The sequence below is a fragment of the Kribbella catacumbae DSM 19601 genome (genome assembly GCF_000372465.1).
GTDB lineage: Bacteria > Actinomycetota > Actinomycetes > Propionibacteriales > Kribbellaceae > Kribbella > Kribbella catacumbae.
The window spans coordinates 273,928-287,957 of sequence record NZ_AQUZ01000005.1 but is presented as its reverse complement, the minus strand read 5'-3'; the positions used below and the strand labels follow the sequence as shown (position 1 = coordinate 287,957).

Sequence of the window (14,030 nt, the reverse complement as noted above, 5' to 3'; positions counted from 1 at the left end):
CTCCAACCCCGTGGAGTCGATGATCTCGATCGCCCGAACCACCAACCGCAACGTGTCCCGCTGGCGCGACGGGCACATGGTGCTGCGCTGGACCGCGGCCGGCATGCTCAACGCCGAACGATCCTTCCGCCGCATCAAGGGCTACAAACACATGCCACAGCTCGTCGCCGCCCTCCACCGACACACCCACCCCGACACCACCGACCACACAGAAACTGTCGGTGCCGTCGCCTAGAGTTCACCGTGGATCGTCACCCAAGTTCCACACAACTCGGGACATGCTCCAGTCAGGAGAGCCAGACAATTGCTGGGGGCCGGACCGGGCTTCCGGCGCCGGACCGACCCCCAGCGGTCTAGGCGAGGCTGGCCAGGCCCTTGGGGAGGAATCGCTTGCTGTTGACCTTCTCGGCGATCCCGCTGCGGTCCAGGTACGACGTGATGCCACCGAGATGGAACGGCCAGCCCGCACCGAGCAGCAGACACAGGTCGATGTCCTGCGCCTCCGCGACCACGCCCTCGTCGAGCATGATCCGGATCTCCTCGGCCAGCGCGGTCAGCACCCGGCTGCGCAGCTCTTCGGCCGTGGACGGCTTGTCGCCGACGCTGACGAGCGCCTCGACCTCCGGGTCGACCGACGGCTTGCCCTCGGCGCTCCAGACGTAGAACGAACTCTTGCCAGCAGCAACTACCTTGGCGAGGTTCTCCGACACCGTGAAGCGATCGGGGTAGGCCCGGTTCATCGTCTCCGCGACGTGCAGCGCGACTGGCAGGCCGACGAGCTGCAGCAGCACGAACGGCGGCATCGGCAACCCGAGTGCCGACAATGCCTTGTCTGCCTCGGGAATCGGCGTTCCCTCGTCGACCGCCGCACTGACCTCACCCAGGAACCGGGTCAGCAGCCGGTTCACCACGAAGGCCGGCGCGTCCTTGACCAGGACACAGGACTTCTTCAGCGTCTTGCCAACCGCGAACGCCGTCGCGAGCGCGGCATCGTCTGTCTGGCCGGCGCGGATGATCTCCAGCAGCGGCAGGACCGCGACCGGGTTGAAGAAGTGGAACCCGACGACCCGCTCCGGGTGCGCCAGGTCGGCGGCCATCTCGGTGATGGACAGCGAGCTGGTGTTGGTCGCCAGGATCGCGTCCGGCCGGACGATCTTCTCCAGGTCGGCGAAGATCGTCTTCTTCAGCTGCAGCTCTTCGAAGACCGCCTCGATCACGAAGTCGGCATCCGCGAAGACGGTGCGATCCACCGAGCCGGTGACGAGTGCCTTCAGCTGGTTCGCCTTGTCCGGACGGATCCGGCCCTTGCCGAGCAGCTTGTCGATCTCGCCGTGCACGTAGCCGACGCCGCGGTCGACGCGCTCCTGGTCGAGGTCCGTGAGTACCACGGGCACCTCCAGCCGGCGGACGAACAGCAGCGCCAGCTGACCCGCCATCAGGCCGGCGCCGACGACGCCCACCTTCGACACCGGGCGAGCCAGCGACTTGTCCGGTGCTCCGGCCGGCCGCTTGGCCCGCTTGTTGACCAGGTCGAAGGCGTAGAGGCCGCTGCGCAGCTCCTCGCTCATGATCAGGTCAGCGAGTGCCTCGTCCTCGGCCGCGAACCCGCGATCGCGGTCGTTGTCCTTGGCCGCGGTGATGAGATCCAGGGCCCGGTACGGCGCCGGCGCCGCGCCGGAGACCTTGAGGTCGGCAAAACCCTTGCCTCGGGCAACGGCTGCGTCCCACGCCTCGCCGCGGTCGATCTCCGGCCGGTCGACGGTGAGCTCGCCGGTCAGCACCTTGCTCGCCCAGATCAGCGACTGCTCGAGGAAGTCGGCCGAGTCCAGCAGCACGTCGCCGATGCCGAACTTGACCGCCTCGGGACCGCTGAGCATCTTGTTCTGGTTCAGCGCGTTCTCGACCACGACCTTGACGGCCTTGTCGGCGCCGATCAGGTTCGGCAGCAGGAAGTTGCCGCCCCAGCCGGGCAGCAGGCCGAGGAAGACCTCGGGCGTCGAGATCATCCCGGCCGCGACCGAGATCGTCCGGTACTGCGCGTGCAGCGCGACCTCGAGCCCGCCACCCAGCGCGACCCCGTTGACGAACGCGAACGACGGCTTGCCACCGTCGACGAGCTTGCGCAGTACGCCGTGCCCGATCTTGCCCAGGTTCACGGCCTGCTCGCGGTCGGTCAGCTTCGGTACGCCGGTCAGGTCGGCGCCGGCGGCCAGGATGAACGGCTTGCCGGTGACGCCGATCGCGACGACGTCCTCGCGCGCCAGCGCGGCGTCGATCGCCTTGTTGAGCTCGGCCAGACCCTTGGGACCGAAGGTGTTCGGCTTGGTGTGATCGTGCCCGTTGTCGAGGGTGATCAACGCCATCGTGCCGGCCTTGTTCGGCAGCACGACATCGCGGCTCGGCGCCAGCGTGACGACCTCGTCAGTCTCGATGGCCACGGCCTGATCGATGAGTTTCTGCAGGCTCATGCCTTGTTCCCCTCGAAGTTCGGGTTCTCCCAGATGACGGTCCCGCCCATGCCGAGGCCGACGCACATGGTGGTCAGGCCGTACTGGACCTCGGGCCGCAGCTCGAACTGCTTGGCCAGCTGGTTCATCAGCCGGATGCCGGAGGATGCCAGCGGGTGGCCGTACGCGATCGCGCCGCCGTACGGGTTGACTCGCGGGTCGTCGTCGGCGATGCCGTAGTGCTCGAGGAAAGCGATCGCCTGGACGGCGAACGCCTCGTTCACCTCGAAGGCCTGGATGTCGTCGATGGTCAGGCCGGCCAGCTTCAGCGCCTTCTCGGTGGCCGGCACCGGACCGATGCCCATCACCTCGGGCTCGACGCCGACGAAGCCGTACGAGACGAGCTTCATCTTCGGCTTGAGGCCGAGCTCCTCAGCTGCCTCGGCCGAGGTCAGCAGGCACGCGGTGGCGCCGTCGTTGATGCCGGCCGAGTTGCCCGCGGTGATCCGGCCGTGCGGGCGGAACGGGGTCTTCAGCTTGGCCAGGTCTTCCATCGTGGTGCCCGGGCGCATCGGCTCGTCAGTGGTCGCGAGACCCCAGCCCTGCTCGGCCGAGCGGATCGCGATCGGGACCAGGTCCGGCTGGATCAGGTCGTTCGCGTACGCCTTGGCAGCGCGCTCCTGGGAGGCGACAGCGAAGGCGTCGGTGCGCTGCTTGGTGATCGAGGGGAACCGGTCGTGCAGGTTCTCCGCCGTGGAGCCCATCACCAGCGCGCTGGTGTCGACCAGCTTCTCGGAGATGATCCGCGGGTTCGGGTCGACGCCCTCGCCCATCGGGTGCCGGCCCATGTGCTCGACGCCGCCGGCCACAACGACGTCGTACGCGCCGAAGGCGATGCCCGAGGCGACGGTCGTCACCGCGGTCATGGCACCGGCGCACATCCGGTCGATGGCATAGCCGGGGGTGGTGTTCGGCAGGCCGGCCAGCAGGGCGGCGGTCCGGCCGATGGTCAGGCCCTGGTCGCCGATCTGGGTGGTGGCCGCGATCGCGACCTCCTCCACCTTCTCCGGGGGCAGCGACGGGTTGCGCCGTAGCAGTTCACGGATGCACTTGATCACCAGGTCGTCAGCGCGCGTCTCGGCGTACTGGCCCTTGGCCTTGCCGAACGGGGTGCGAACGCCGTCGACGAACACGACATCGCGGATCTCACGGGGCACGAGGGCCCTCCTCTGGGTTCCAGGAGTGGGAGCACCACGATGCTACCCGTGGGTAACAGAAGCCCCAACTCGCCACGCCTGTGCCGCTGCTCACAAGCGAGTGGAGGTTAGGCGTGGCATCCGGGCGCGATCGGGCGCATCCTGGGATCAGGAGCGTCTCAGGAGCCGCAATGAACAACTTCGATCTCGCTGTCCCGGTCCTGTCGCGGGGCAAACACCGCAACCCTCGCAAGGGCGCCTGCTTCATGGAGTTCGCGTCTTATCTCGCAGGCGAGCCCTGGTCGGATCATCCGGCCTGCACCCATCCACTGCTGGCTGGAGTAGCCCGCGACGTCAACGACTGCACGACGGACGCCGGGCGGACTCGGCTGGCTCCACTGATCCCGTCGGTAATCGGGCTGACCCCGGACGACCCACACGTCGTACCGCTGGTGACAGCGGTGTGCATCCAGCATGCGTTGCCGGTGGTGTCCCAGGAGCGGCAGTACATCCTGGCAGTGGCCCTGCTGGTGGCGGAGCGCAATCTGGCCGCGCTGGACGGCAGGCCCTTCAACAGCCTGCGTACTGAGGCCCAGGAGGCGCTGGACGCAGTACCGGCAGCTACCAAGTGGGCCAGGGCCTTCACTGCCCGGCCACACCGCGGTACGCCGGACTTCGCGCGCCGGACGGCTCCACGGGCTGTGTCATGCGCGGTGGAAGGCATCTCGCAGGCCTGTGTGCCCAACCCGGACGATCGGCTGTACGACTTGCTGGGCGCGGCTATCGCCGAGTGCAGGGCGTGGATGCCGGTTCCGGCGCCCGTGGCCCGGCGGGAGTCGGTGGAGGCCCAGTAGTACCTGTGGGGTGGTCGGTTAGGCTCCCTGGGTGACCTTGGAGATCCGGGACTCGGGTACTACCTCGTCGCGCCCGAGATCTGCTGGCGCCTGGACGACGCTGAGTTCGGCGAGTCGGCGCCCGACCTACCACCGACTAAGGATCTAGATGAGCCTGCACGACATCCCGCTGCACACCCTGTCCGGCGCGGAGACCTCCCTGGCCGCCTACAAGGGCAAGACCGTGCTGGTGGTGAACGTCGCATCCAAGTGCGGCCTCACCCCGCAGTACGAGGGCCTGGAGAACCTGCAGAAGCAGTACGCCTCCCGCGGCTTCACCGTGCTCGGCGTTCCCTGTAACCAGTTCGGCGGCCAGGAGCCCGGCACGGCCGAGGAGATCGAGACGTTCTGCTCGATGACGTACGGCGTGACGTTCCCGATGCTGGACAAGCTCGAGGTGAACGGCGAGGGACGCCACCCGCTCTACCAGGCCCTCACCGCCGCACCAGACGCCGAGGGTGTCGCCGGCGACGTCCAGTGGAACTTCGAAAAGTTCCTCATCACCCCCGAAGGCACCATCGCCACCCGCTTCCGCCCCAACGTCCTCCCCGAGTCCCCCGAAATCACCACCGCCATCGAGTCGACCCTGCCGTAGTACTGCGGGCAGCCCCCGCCTAGTTGCGGGTGCCGGCGTGGGCCAGGGCGCTGGGGGAGAGGCGGCCGACGATTGCTGGTGCCTCATGGACGAGGGTGTCGTCGGTGAGCGCCTCCACCATGAACAGGGCGAAGTCCACGCGTCGGGTCAGGTTGCTCGCGAGCACTGGGTCGCCGACGTGGCGGCTCCACACCGGCAGGCCCTGACTCTCGCCTTCCTCGAGGTCGCTGCCGCGGACGACGGTCCACCGCCGGTCGCTGGCGAAGATTCGCCGGCCGGCCTCCACCTGGTCGTCGATCTCGACAGCGCGCAAGAGGCGGGCCAGCACGGTGACGATCCGGACGGTCGCCTTGAATCTCCAGGAGTACCTGTCCTCGCCGTCCCGGCTGATGTGCCATCCACAGGAGAAGACCAGGCGCGCGTCGGGCTCGGCGAAGTCGAGCACCGCCTGCGCCGTACCCGATGAGTACTGCTGCACGCCCCAGGGAGCGAGCACAGTCAGTACGCCGTCGCATCCGGCGACCGCCTTCCGGATCAACTCTGGGTCGTTCGTGGGGCCGGGAACCACCGTGATGCGGTCCGCGAACTCGGCGAGCTTCGGGACGCTGCGTTCGCGACAAACGCCGACGACTTCGTAGCCGCGGTCCAGCGCGTGCCGAACCAGGTACCGCCCGAGCTTGCCCGAAGCGCCGATGACGCAGACCTTCATATCCGTTCCCCGCCCTCTGTGAGTCACTGTCTGACTTACGACGTAAGTCACGGTAGACTTACAATGTAAGTAGGTCAAGCGGCAGCAGAGGAGCACCATGCGCGAGCGCAGCGCGAAACCGAAGCGGGCACCGCTCAGCCGGGAGCGGGTCGTCACCGCCGCGATGGCGCTGGCCGATGAGAAGGGCCAAGTCGGCGTAACTATGCGGGCGGTCGCCGCCCGGCTGGGCGTTGAAGCGATGTCCCTCTACAACCACGTGGCCGGGCGGGAGGACATCCTCGGCGGGATGGTCGAAGCGGTGTTCGCCGAGATCGACCTTCCGGCGTCGACCACGGACTGGAAGCAGGCGCTACGCGACCGTTCCGCTTCGGCCCGCACGGTACTTCGGCGCCATCCCTGGGCGGTCGGCCTGCTGGATTCCCGCAAGGAGCCCGGACCGGCGACCCTGCGCCACCACGACGCGGTCCTGGGCGCGCTGCGGGCGGGGGGCTTCTCCGTCGCGATGGCCGCGCGCGCCTTCTCCGTGATCGACAGCTACCTGTACGGGTTCGTCCTCCAGGAGCTGAGCCTGCCGTTCACGAACTCCGCCGAACTCGACGAGGTCGCAAGCGACATCCTGCGCGACCTGCCGGCCGGCACCTACCCGAATCTCGCGGCGGTCGTCACCGAGCAGGTCCTTGCCCCGGGCTACGACTCGGACGACGATTTCGAGTTCGGTCTGATGCTGATCCTCGACGCGTTGCAGCCCGACAAGGCCTAGTGGTGTGTCGCGTCGCCCGGATCCAGCGGTTCGCTGGGTGGGGCTTCGGTGGTTAGGGCGTCGGTTAGGACTTCGGCGGTCAAACCGATCTGCCACTCGCGGGCATTGTGTTCGCGCAGGAACCTTGAGACGGCTGCCCGGTCTGCGTCGCCCGGTGGGGTCCAGGCCAGGCGGCGGATGGTGTCGGGGGAGAGGAGGTTCTCCGTGGGGAGGCGATGGGCTTCGGCGATCTCGCCGACGGCTGAGCGGGCGGCTGACAGCCGTGCTGCTGCGTCGGGATCGCGGTCCGCCCAGGCGCGGGCCGGTGGCGGGCCGTCGTACCGGGGGCCTTGTTTCGGGAGTTCGCTCTCGGGGAGGCGGCGGGCGTGGTCGATCGCTTCCCACCAGGTGCGCATGTGGCGGTGTGCGCCGCGGCCCTTGAAGGCGGTGAGGCGCTGCAACGTGTCACGGTCGACGGGCATCGCCGCGGCGGCCTCGACGATGGCCGCGTCCGGGAGGATGCGGCCGGGGGAGATGTCGGCGGATTCGGCGATCTGGTCGCGGGCTTCCCACAGGGCGCGAACGACGGCCAGGCTGCGGCGGTTGCGCACCCGGTGCATTCCCGACGTACGCCGCCACGGGTCCGGCTTGGGCTCGCGGGGCGGGGCGTTGAGGATCGCGGTGAACTCCTGCTGAGCCCACTCCCATTTGCCTTCGCGGCGTAGCTCGGCCTCGATCGCGTCACGCAGCTCGATCAGCATCTCGACGTCGAGCGCGGCGTAGATCAGCCACGGGCCGGGCAGCGGACGCGTCGACCAGTCGGCCGCCGAGTGCTCCTTGCGCATCTTGTAGCCGAGTACCTCGCTGACCAGCGAGGCCAGCCCGACCTTGGGGTAGCCGAGCAGCCGGCCGGCCAGCTCGGTGTCGAAGATGGATCGCGGGACCATCCCGACCTCGGCGAGGCAGGCGAGGTCCTGGTTCGCGGCGTGGATGATCCATTCGGCGTCGATGATCGCGTCGCCGAGTGCCGACAGGTCGCCGAACGGGATCGGGTCGACCAGCGCCGAGCCGGAACCTACCCGGCGCAGCTGGACGAGGTACGCCCGGTGCGAATAGCGGTAGCCGGAGGCGCGCTCGGCGTCGACGGCGACCGGGCCGGTGCCGGCCCGGAAGGCTTCGACCACCTCGGTGAGCGCGGGGTCGGTGTCGACGACGTCCGACAGGCCGTCGCGCAGTTCGAGCAGTGGCAGGTTCTCGGTGGAGTCATCCGGGACGGGCGGCTGCTGCTGGGTCTCGGCCGGGCTCATCGGCCCCGCTGACCGCGCCGGGTCGGCATCGCGACCACCCCCGGCGGCACCGGCGGGAGTCCCGCCGCTGTACAGAGCACCTCGCCCCAGGCCTCGGCATGATGCGTCACGTCGACCATCCCGTCCGGGCCCGGCACAGGGCTCCAAGACGCACGGATCTCGATCTCCGCCGTCGCGTCGTCGTCGGCCATCCCGCCGAAACTCTCGGATACCACCCGAGTGACGGTACCGCTCGGCGCCAGGAACTCCGCGCCCCGGTCGGCAAGTGCCTCCATCAGCCAGGTCCAGCCCACGCCACCGAGCAGCGCGTCCGTCACCATCTCCGGTTCGACGGCAGCGCGCACATACGCGACACAGCGGAAGGTCGACTGCCAGGCGTCGTTCCCCGCGGGGTCGTAGAGGACGACCAGCCGGCCGGTGGCGACATCGTCACCATCGACCGTCACATCGGCGCTGACCGCCGCCGCATGCGGTGCGATCCGCTGCGGTGCGGGCATCTCCTCGACGAACACCTCGGGCCTGAACCGGGCCTCACGCAACTGCGTCAGGGCCTCGGCGAACTCCGCGGGTGGCGCGTCGACCTGCTTGCGGGCACCCATGCAACGCAGCCTACGACTGATTACTCACCGACGCCGGTGACGACGCGCCGGTGACCGGTTCCGGGCATGGGATCATCGGTCCTGTGCCCGTGACGCGACATGCTCAATCACCCACCGCTACCGATGCCCTACCGGAGTCCGCCTTCCTGCGCGCGGCCCGAGGTGTTCCGGTCCCGCACACGCCTGTCTGGTTCATGCGTCAGGCGGGTCGCTCGCTGCCGGAGTACCGGGCGATCCGCGAAGGCACGACGATGCTCGAGTCCTGTCAGCGACCCGACCTCGTCGTGGAGATAACGCTGCAACCCGTACGCCGTTACGGCGTGGACGCGGCGATCTTCTTCTCCGACATCGTGCTGCCGCTGAAGGCAGTGGGCGTCGACCTGGAGATCCAGCCCGGTATCGGCCCGGTCGTCGCCTCGCCGGTCCGGTCGTTCGATGATCTCGAGTCGGTGCGGCCGGTGACGCCGGCGGACGTCTCCTACGTCACGGAGTCGGTGCAGGAGCTGACGTCACAGCTCGGCGCGATCCCGTTGATCGGGTTCGCGGGGGCGCCGTTCACCGTCGCGTCGTATCTGGTCGAGGGCGGGCCGAGCAAGGATCACGCGAAGACGAAGGCGCTGATGCACGGCGACCCGAAGCTCTGGCACGCGCTGGCCGACCGACTTGCCGATGTCGCGATCGCGTACCTGTCTGTGCAGATCGAGGCGGGCGCGTCGGCGATCCAGCTGTTCGACTCGTGGGCGGGCGGGTTGTCGGCGCGCGACTATGCCGAGTTCGTCCAGCCGCACTCGGCGAAGGTCTTCGACGCGCTGGCGCAGTACGGCGTACCGCGGCTGCACTTCGGTGTGAACACGGGTGAGCTGCTCGGCCTGATGAGCGAGGCCGGCGCAGACGTCGTCGGGGTCGACTGGCGAGTGCCGCTGGATGAGGCCGTACGCCGAATCACGGCCGCGAGCGGTACGCCGAAGCCCGTCCAAGGCAACCTCGACCCGGCGCTGCTCATCGCCGGCTGGGACGCGATCGAGCCCGAGATCGACCGCATCCTCGCCGAGGGGAAGGCGGCCCCCGGCCATATCTTCAACCTCGGCCATGGCGTCCCCCCGACCACGGATCCCGACGTCCTCCACCAGGTCGTCCAGGCCGTCCACGCCAAGTCCACTCGTGCCTGAAAGCGCGGGCGGTCTGCCGGCAGGTGTGCGCCTCGAGCGTCTGCGCGCCGACCACGCGGACGCGGTGCTCGCCTTCGAGGTGGAGAACCGTGAGTACTTCGCTGCCCGGATCGCGGATCGCGGCGACGAGTACTTCGCGGAGTTCGCCGCCAGGCACCAGGCCCTGGTGACGGACCAGGAGGCCGGTGAGCTCCACTTCCACGTGCTGGTGGACGACGACGGCCGGGTGATCGGCCGGGTGAACCTGGTCGACGTCGCGGACGGCTCGGCGGAGCTTGGCTACCGAATCGCGGAGAGCGCAACTGGCCGCGGGTTGGCGACGGCGGCGGTGCTCGAGGTCTGTGCGCTCGCAGCATGGCAGTACGGCCTGCAGGAGCTGCGCGCCGGGACCAGCGTGGCCAACGGGGCGTCCCGGGCGGTACTGGACCGCACAGGCTTCGTAGTAGTCGGCGAGACGACTTACGAGGGCCGCCCCAACCTCACCTACCGCCGCTCTTTGACGGTCTGATCTGATGGACCCGTGGAGCGTAGGTCTGTAGTTGTCGTCGGTGGCGGGATCAGCGGTTTGGCGGCGGCTCACGCATTGGCGAGTGGGCCCAATCCACCGCGGATAACCGTCCTTGAGTCGTCGCCGCGACTCGGCGGCAAGCTGGCCGGTGCCGAGCTAGAGGGCGTCCCTGTCGACCTGGGTGCCGAGTCCGTCCTCGCCCGGCGTCCCGAGGGCATCGACCTGATCCGCGCCGTCGGTCTGGGCGACGACCTGGTCCACCCGGCGACGACCTCGGCCGGGCTGTGGATCGGCGATCGGATCCGCGCCATCCCGCCGACCGTGATGGGCGTTCCCACCGACGCGAGCGCCGCAGTCGATGTCCTGGGCAAGGAGGCCGCCGAGGCGGTCGCGCACGAGCCCGACCTCCCGGCACCGGCACTCACCGAGGACGTGGCGATCGGCCGGTTCGTCGCTCAACGCATGGGCGCCGCTGTCTCCGACAAGCTCGTCGATCCGCTGCTCGGCGGGGTCTACGCCGGTCGTGCCGAGGAGATCTCGCTGGCGGCCGCAGTACCGGAGCTCTACGCCAAGCTGCAGACCGCACCGAGCTTGCTGGCGGCAACGGCCGAGTTGCGGGAGACAGGCCAGCGCCGCAACGCCGCCGGCGAGCCTGTCTTCGCCGGCATCAAAGGCGGCGTCAACCGGCTCATCACCGCACTGGAAGCCGATCTGCTCGCCCGCGGCGTCCAGATCCACCGCAGCGCGACCGTACGCCGAATCCGCCGTACTGCGGACGGCTACGAGCTGGAGACCGGCCCAGTGCCCGCCCCGACGATCCTGCAGGCCGATGCGGTCGTCGTAGCCGTCCCTGCCACCCCAGCGGCCCGGATGCTAGCCGACCTGGTCCCGCAGGCGTCCACTGAGCTACAGAGCATCGAGTACGCGAGCATGGCGATCGTCACGCTCGCAGTACGCAAGAAGGACTGGCCCGAGGGTGCGACGGGGTCCGGATTCCTCGTCCCATCTGTAGAGGGCCGCACCATCAAGGCGTCGACCTACTCTCACGCCAAGTGGCAGTGGTCCGCCGACGCCGGGGGAGACCTCGCAGTACTGCGCTGCTCTGTCGGGCGGCTCGGTGAGGAGTATGTGCTCCAGCGGTCCGATGAGGAGCTCACGGCACTCGCTGCTGCGGATCTACGGGCCGCTGTGGGTTTGCAGGCGCCCGTGGTCGGGTCGCTCATCACCAGGTGGGGTGGAGGGCTTCCGCAGTACGCGGTAGGTCACCTGGACCGCATTGACCGAGTAGAGACGGCTGTAGCCGACCAGCCCGGTCTGGCGGTGTGCGGAGCGGCGTACCGGGGTGTCGGCATCGCTGCGTGCATAGCCTCAGCAGGGAAGGCTGCAGCCCAGGCGCAGGCTCACCTGGACGCGCTGACCCTAGCTGGCTGACGCGGGCGACGTATCGGTCTCCCACCACGCCGTGTGAGGCCGTGATGCCTGCAAGTTGGTGATCAGCTGGATCACCCGGACGGCATAGACCGCGCAGACGACCATCAGCACTGCGCTGGCGGTCGTGGCGAGCGCTGCCGTGAGGAGATCGCGGGCGCCCTGCTGGTCGGCGAAAAAGCCAGGATCGGCGAATTCCACCAAGGTGCCGGCGATCCAGGTGGCCCACCAGACCTGGACGACGCTGGAACGCAACGGCGGCAGTGTCTCGGCCTGCGGCGAGGTCCGGGGGTCGCTGGCCGCGATGATGTCGTCGACGATCTGCTTGGGAAACCAGAGGCTGACGATCGGGACCAGCCAGCCGCCGATCACCCAGCCTCGGCTGCGCCGGTGCGGCGCCTTGGTGAAGCGCTCCGCGGCGGCGCGCACCCGGCGCAGCCAGACGATGAACGTCACCGCCGCGGCCAGGCCTACGACGCCGTAGATCCCATCGATCACGTTGATGGCGACCGGGTCGAATCTCTGGGGGTCGTCTTTGAGGACCACATACGCGTGCCACTGCGACCCGGTGTACAGCAGCTGGCCGAGGACGGCGAGCCACACAAGGACCGACGTGACTTTGGGCAGATCTCTCATGGTGTTCCCCCCTGCGGTATCTGGCTTCGCGCACGATAGCGCCAACCCGGGTGCACAGTGACGTGAACGCATTGGTGACAATGGCTGGGTGACCGAGACGAAGCCGAAGGCGCGCGAGCTGAACAATGTGATCCGCTACACCATGTGGTCGGTGTTCAAGGTGGAGACGCCGCTCGGCGAGGTGGATCGCGACGAGCTCGTCGCGGAGCTCGCTGATCAGCTGGGCAAGCTGGCCGCCGACGAGGACGTGGTGATCCGCGGCTGGTACGACGTGGAGGGCTTCCGCGCCGATGCCGACTTCATGGTCTGGTGGCACGCGCCGACCTCCGACGCGCTGCAGAAGGCGTACCACGTACTGCGTCGCTCGCGGCTCGGCCGGCACCTGGCGCCGATCTGGTCGCAGTTCGCGCTGCACCGGCCGGCGGAGTTCAACAAGAGCCACATCCCGGCGTTCCTGGCCGACGAGGAGGCGCGCGGCTACGTGTGCGTCTACCCGTTCGTCCGGTCCTACGAGTGGTACCTGCTGCCGGACGAGGAGCGCCGGTTCATGCTTGCCGAGCACGGCAAGATGGCGCGCACCTACCCCGACGTACGGGCGAACACGGTGGCGTCGTTCGCACTCGGCGACTACGAGTGGATGCTGGCGTTCGAGGCGGACGAGCTGCACCGGATGGTCGACCTGATGCGCGACCTGCGCGCCTCGACGGCCCGCCGCCATGTGCGCGAGGAGGTCCCCTTCTACACCGGCAAGCGGACCCAGCTGAGTGACCTGATCGCGAACCTGGCCTGACGGATGGAGCGCAAAGCCTTCCCGGTCCTGTACGTGTCGAACGTCCGCAGGTCGGTCGAGTTCTACGGTCTGCTCGGCTACGAGACGCGGTACCAGTTCCCGCTCGAAGGCGACCCGCACTACGTCGGACTGGAGCGCGGCGAGTCCTCCCTGGGCATCGCCGACTCCAGCTGGCCCGAAGCCCAACTCGGCATCACCGTCGGCACAGCCCCCCGCTTCGAACTCTTCGTGTACGTCGACGCCGTCGAACCCACCGTCGAAACCTTCCGCACCGCCGGCTACACAGTCCTCCAGGAACCCGCCACCATGCCCTGGGGCGAACGCCAGGCCTACATCTCCGACCCCGACAACAACCCGGTCGCCCTGGCTACCCCGATCTGAGCACTCAGGCCCGCGGACGTGAGCCGCGCGAGCTGAGGTACCTGATCGGGCGAATCAAGCTCCGGTAGAAGGGCCGAACGACCCGCCCGGGCAACAGTCCGTGCCGCTCCTCTTCCCAGACCCTGCCTCGGGGATGACTCCTGAGCACCGGACCTTCGGTGATGGGCGGTGCGGCGGTCAGTAGCGCGACGCCAGACAGGTGCTTGACGCTGAAGTAGCCGTACTGACGGGGGCTGACCAGGCGAACCGGCGCTCCGTGGTCGCTGTCGAGCGGGCGGCCGTCGAGGTTGAATGCGATGAGTACGTCGTCGGCCAGGATGTCGTCGATCGTGAACACGCCTTCATACCCGTCGAGTGCACGACACGCGATATGCGTGATCGTGGTTCCCGGCCGAAGGACCGGTTCGAGGTGAGTCCGGTAGAACGTCTCGAACAAGACGCCTTCCCAGACCAGGTCGGTCGCCGACCAGCCGGCCACGCAATGGAAGTCGGCTTTGATCTCCTTGCGTGGCAGGGCCGAGAGCGTGGCGAGCGGAAGGTCGAGCTTCTCGGTCACCGCTCCGCGCACCTTGATCACCGGGTCCACCGGCACAGCCGGAGGAGGCTTCGAGAGATGCGTCCCGAACCGCGGAA

The 14,030-nt window shown here is 68.6% G+C and carries 15 protein-coding genes and 1 pseudogene; 9 read left to right on the top strand and 7 right to left on the bottom strand.

All coding sequences use genetic code 11. The annotated features are described in order from the left end of the window. Positions 1 to 235 (top strand): annotated as a pseudogene (locus tag A3ES_RS0108225) (IS256 family transposase); the annotation flags it as partial. Positions 236 to 353: 118 nt separating this feature from the next. Here the strand turns inward: A3ES_RS0108225 and A3ES_RS0108220 are convergent. Together A3ES_RS0108220 and A3ES_RS0108215 are read right to left on the bottom strand one after the other, a co-directional pair. Next, complete coding sequence (locus A3ES_RS0108220; RefSeq protein WP_020386316.1) at positions 354 to 2,468, bottom strand: 3-hydroxyacyl-CoA dehydrogenase NAD-binding domain-containing protein; 2,115 nt, start codon at positions 2,466 to 2,468, stop codon at positions 354 to 356. Beyond that, on the bottom strand, positions 2,465 to 3,664 hold the full coding sequence (locus A3ES_RS0108215) for a thiolase family protein (RefSeq protein WP_020386315.1): 1,200 nt from the start codon (positions 3,662 to 3,664) through the stop codon (positions 2,465 to 2,467). The genes A3ES_RS0108220 and A3ES_RS0108215 overlap by 4 nt, the downstream gene beginning before the upstream one ends. 170 nt (positions 3,665 to 3,834) lie before the next feature. Between A3ES_RS0108215 and A3ES_RS0108210 the strand changes: the two genes are divergently transcribed. Both A3ES_RS0108210 and A3ES_RS0108205 read left to right on the top strand, forming a co-directional pair. Beyond that, a complete protein-coding gene (locus tag A3ES_RS0108210) occupies positions 3,835 to 4,497 on the top strand; it encodes a hypothetical protein (protein ID WP_020386314.1) in 663 nt (220 codons plus the stop codon). A 148-nt stretch (positions 4,498 to 4,645) separates the two neighbouring features. After that, the gene (locus A3ES_RS0108205; RefSeq protein WP_020386313.1) at positions 4,646 to 5,131 is read left to right on the top strand and encodes a glutathione peroxidase; all 486 of its coding nucleotides are present in this window, start codon (positions 4,646 to 4,648) and stop codon (positions 5,129 to 5,131) included. Between the two features lie 19 nt (positions 5,132 to 5,150). On the opposite strand, the gene A3ES_RS0108200 is transcribed toward A3ES_RS0108205, so the two are convergent. Beyond that, positions 5,151 to 5,840, bottom strand: a complete 690-nt coding sequence (locus A3ES_RS0108200) for an NAD(P)-dependent oxidoreductase (protein WP_020386312.1) — start codon at positions 5,838 to 5,840, stop codon at positions 5,151 to 5,153. A 97-nt stretch (positions 5,841 to 5,937) separates the two neighbouring features. On the opposite strand from A3ES_RS0108200, the gene A3ES_RS0108195 reads away from it, so the two are divergent. Further along, positions 5,938 to 6,600, top strand: a complete 663-nt coding sequence (locus A3ES_RS0108195) for a TetR/AcrR family transcriptional regulator C-terminal domain-containing protein (protein WP_020386311.1) — start codon at positions 5,938 to 5,940, stop codon at positions 6,598 to 6,600. Here the strand turns inward: A3ES_RS0108195 and A3ES_RS46585 are convergent. Both A3ES_RS46585 and A3ES_RS0108185 read right to left on the bottom strand, forming a co-directional pair. Further along, positions 6,597 to 7,886, bottom strand: coding sequence for an HRDC domain-containing protein (locus A3ES_RS46585; protein WP_020386310.1), 1,290 nt, complete (start codon positions 7,884 to 7,886; stop codon positions 6,597 to 6,599). The two genes, A3ES_RS0108195 and A3ES_RS46585, sit on opposite strands and share 4 nt — an antisense overlap. Then, positions 7,883 to 8,485: a DUF3000 domain-containing protein gene (locus A3ES_RS0108185; RefSeq protein WP_020386309.1), complete on the bottom strand. Its 603-nt coding sequence runs from the start codon at positions 8,483 to 8,485 to the stop codon at positions 7,883 to 7,885. The genes A3ES_RS46585 and A3ES_RS0108185 overlap by 4 nt, the downstream gene beginning before the upstream one ends. Positions 8,486 to 8,568: 83 nt before the next feature. On the opposite strand from A3ES_RS0108185, the gene hemE reads away from it, so the two are divergent. The 3 genes from hemE to hemG are packed head-to-tail and all read left to right on the top strand — an operon-like array spanning position 8,569 to position 11,593. Then, on the top strand, positions 8,569 to 9,654 hold the full coding sequence (gene hemE / locus A3ES_RS0108180) for a uroporphyrinogen decarboxylase (RefSeq protein ID WP_040454250.1): 1,086 nt from the start codon (positions 8,569 to 8,571) through the stop codon (positions 9,652 to 9,654). Next, on the top strand, positions 9,647 to 10,162 hold the full coding sequence (locus A3ES_RS0108175; protein WP_237744884.1) for a GNAT family N-acetyltransferase: 516 nt from the start codon (positions 9,647 to 9,649) through the stop codon (positions 10,160 to 10,162). Before hemE ends, A3ES_RS0108175 begins: the two co-directional genes overlap by 8 nt. Positions 10,163 to 10,174: 12 nt before the next feature. Then, positions 10,175 to 11,593: a protoporphyrinogen oxidase gene (gene hemG / locus A3ES_RS0108170; RefSeq protein WP_040454203.1), complete on the top strand. Its 1,419-nt coding sequence runs from the start codon at positions 10,175 to 10,177 to the stop codon at positions 11,591 to 11,593. Here hemG and A3ES_RS46580 read toward each other — a convergent pair. After that, positions 11,582 to 12,226 carry a DUF4328 domain-containing protein gene (locus A3ES_RS46580; RefSeq protein ID WP_157630387.1) on the bottom strand — a complete coding sequence of 215 codons (645 nt, stop codon included), beginning with the start codon at positions 12,224 to 12,226 and terminating at the stop codon, positions 11,582 to 11,584. The two genes, hemG and A3ES_RS46580, sit on opposite strands and share 12 nt — an antisense overlap. Positions 12,227 to 12,314: 88 nt before the next feature. Between A3ES_RS46580 and hemQ the strand changes: the two genes are divergently transcribed. Together hemQ and A3ES_RS0108155 are read left to right on the top strand one after the other, a co-directional pair. Then, positions 12,315 to 13,016, top strand: a complete 702-nt coding sequence (gene hemQ, locus A3ES_RS0108160) for a hydrogen peroxide-dependent heme synthase (protein WP_020386304.1) — start codon at positions 12,315 to 12,317, stop codon at positions 13,014 to 13,016. A 3-nt stretch (positions 13,017 to 13,019) separates the two neighbouring features. Further along, positions 13,020 to 13,397 (top strand): VOC family protein, encoded by a 378-nt coding sequence (locus tag A3ES_RS0108155; RefSeq protein WP_020386303.1) that lies wholly within the window; start codon positions 13,020 to 13,022, stop codon positions 13,395 to 13,397. A 4-nt stretch (positions 13,398 to 13,401) separates the two neighbouring features. Here A3ES_RS0108155 and A3ES_RS0108150 read toward each other — a convergent pair whose 3' ends face one another. Then, positions 13,402 to 13,965, bottom strand: coding sequence for a molybdopterin-dependent oxidoreductase (locus tag A3ES_RS0108150; protein ID WP_272944602.1), 564 nt, complete (start codon positions 13,963 to 13,965; stop codon positions 13,402 to 13,404). Between the last annotated feature and the right edge of the window lie 65 nt (positions 13,966 to 14,030).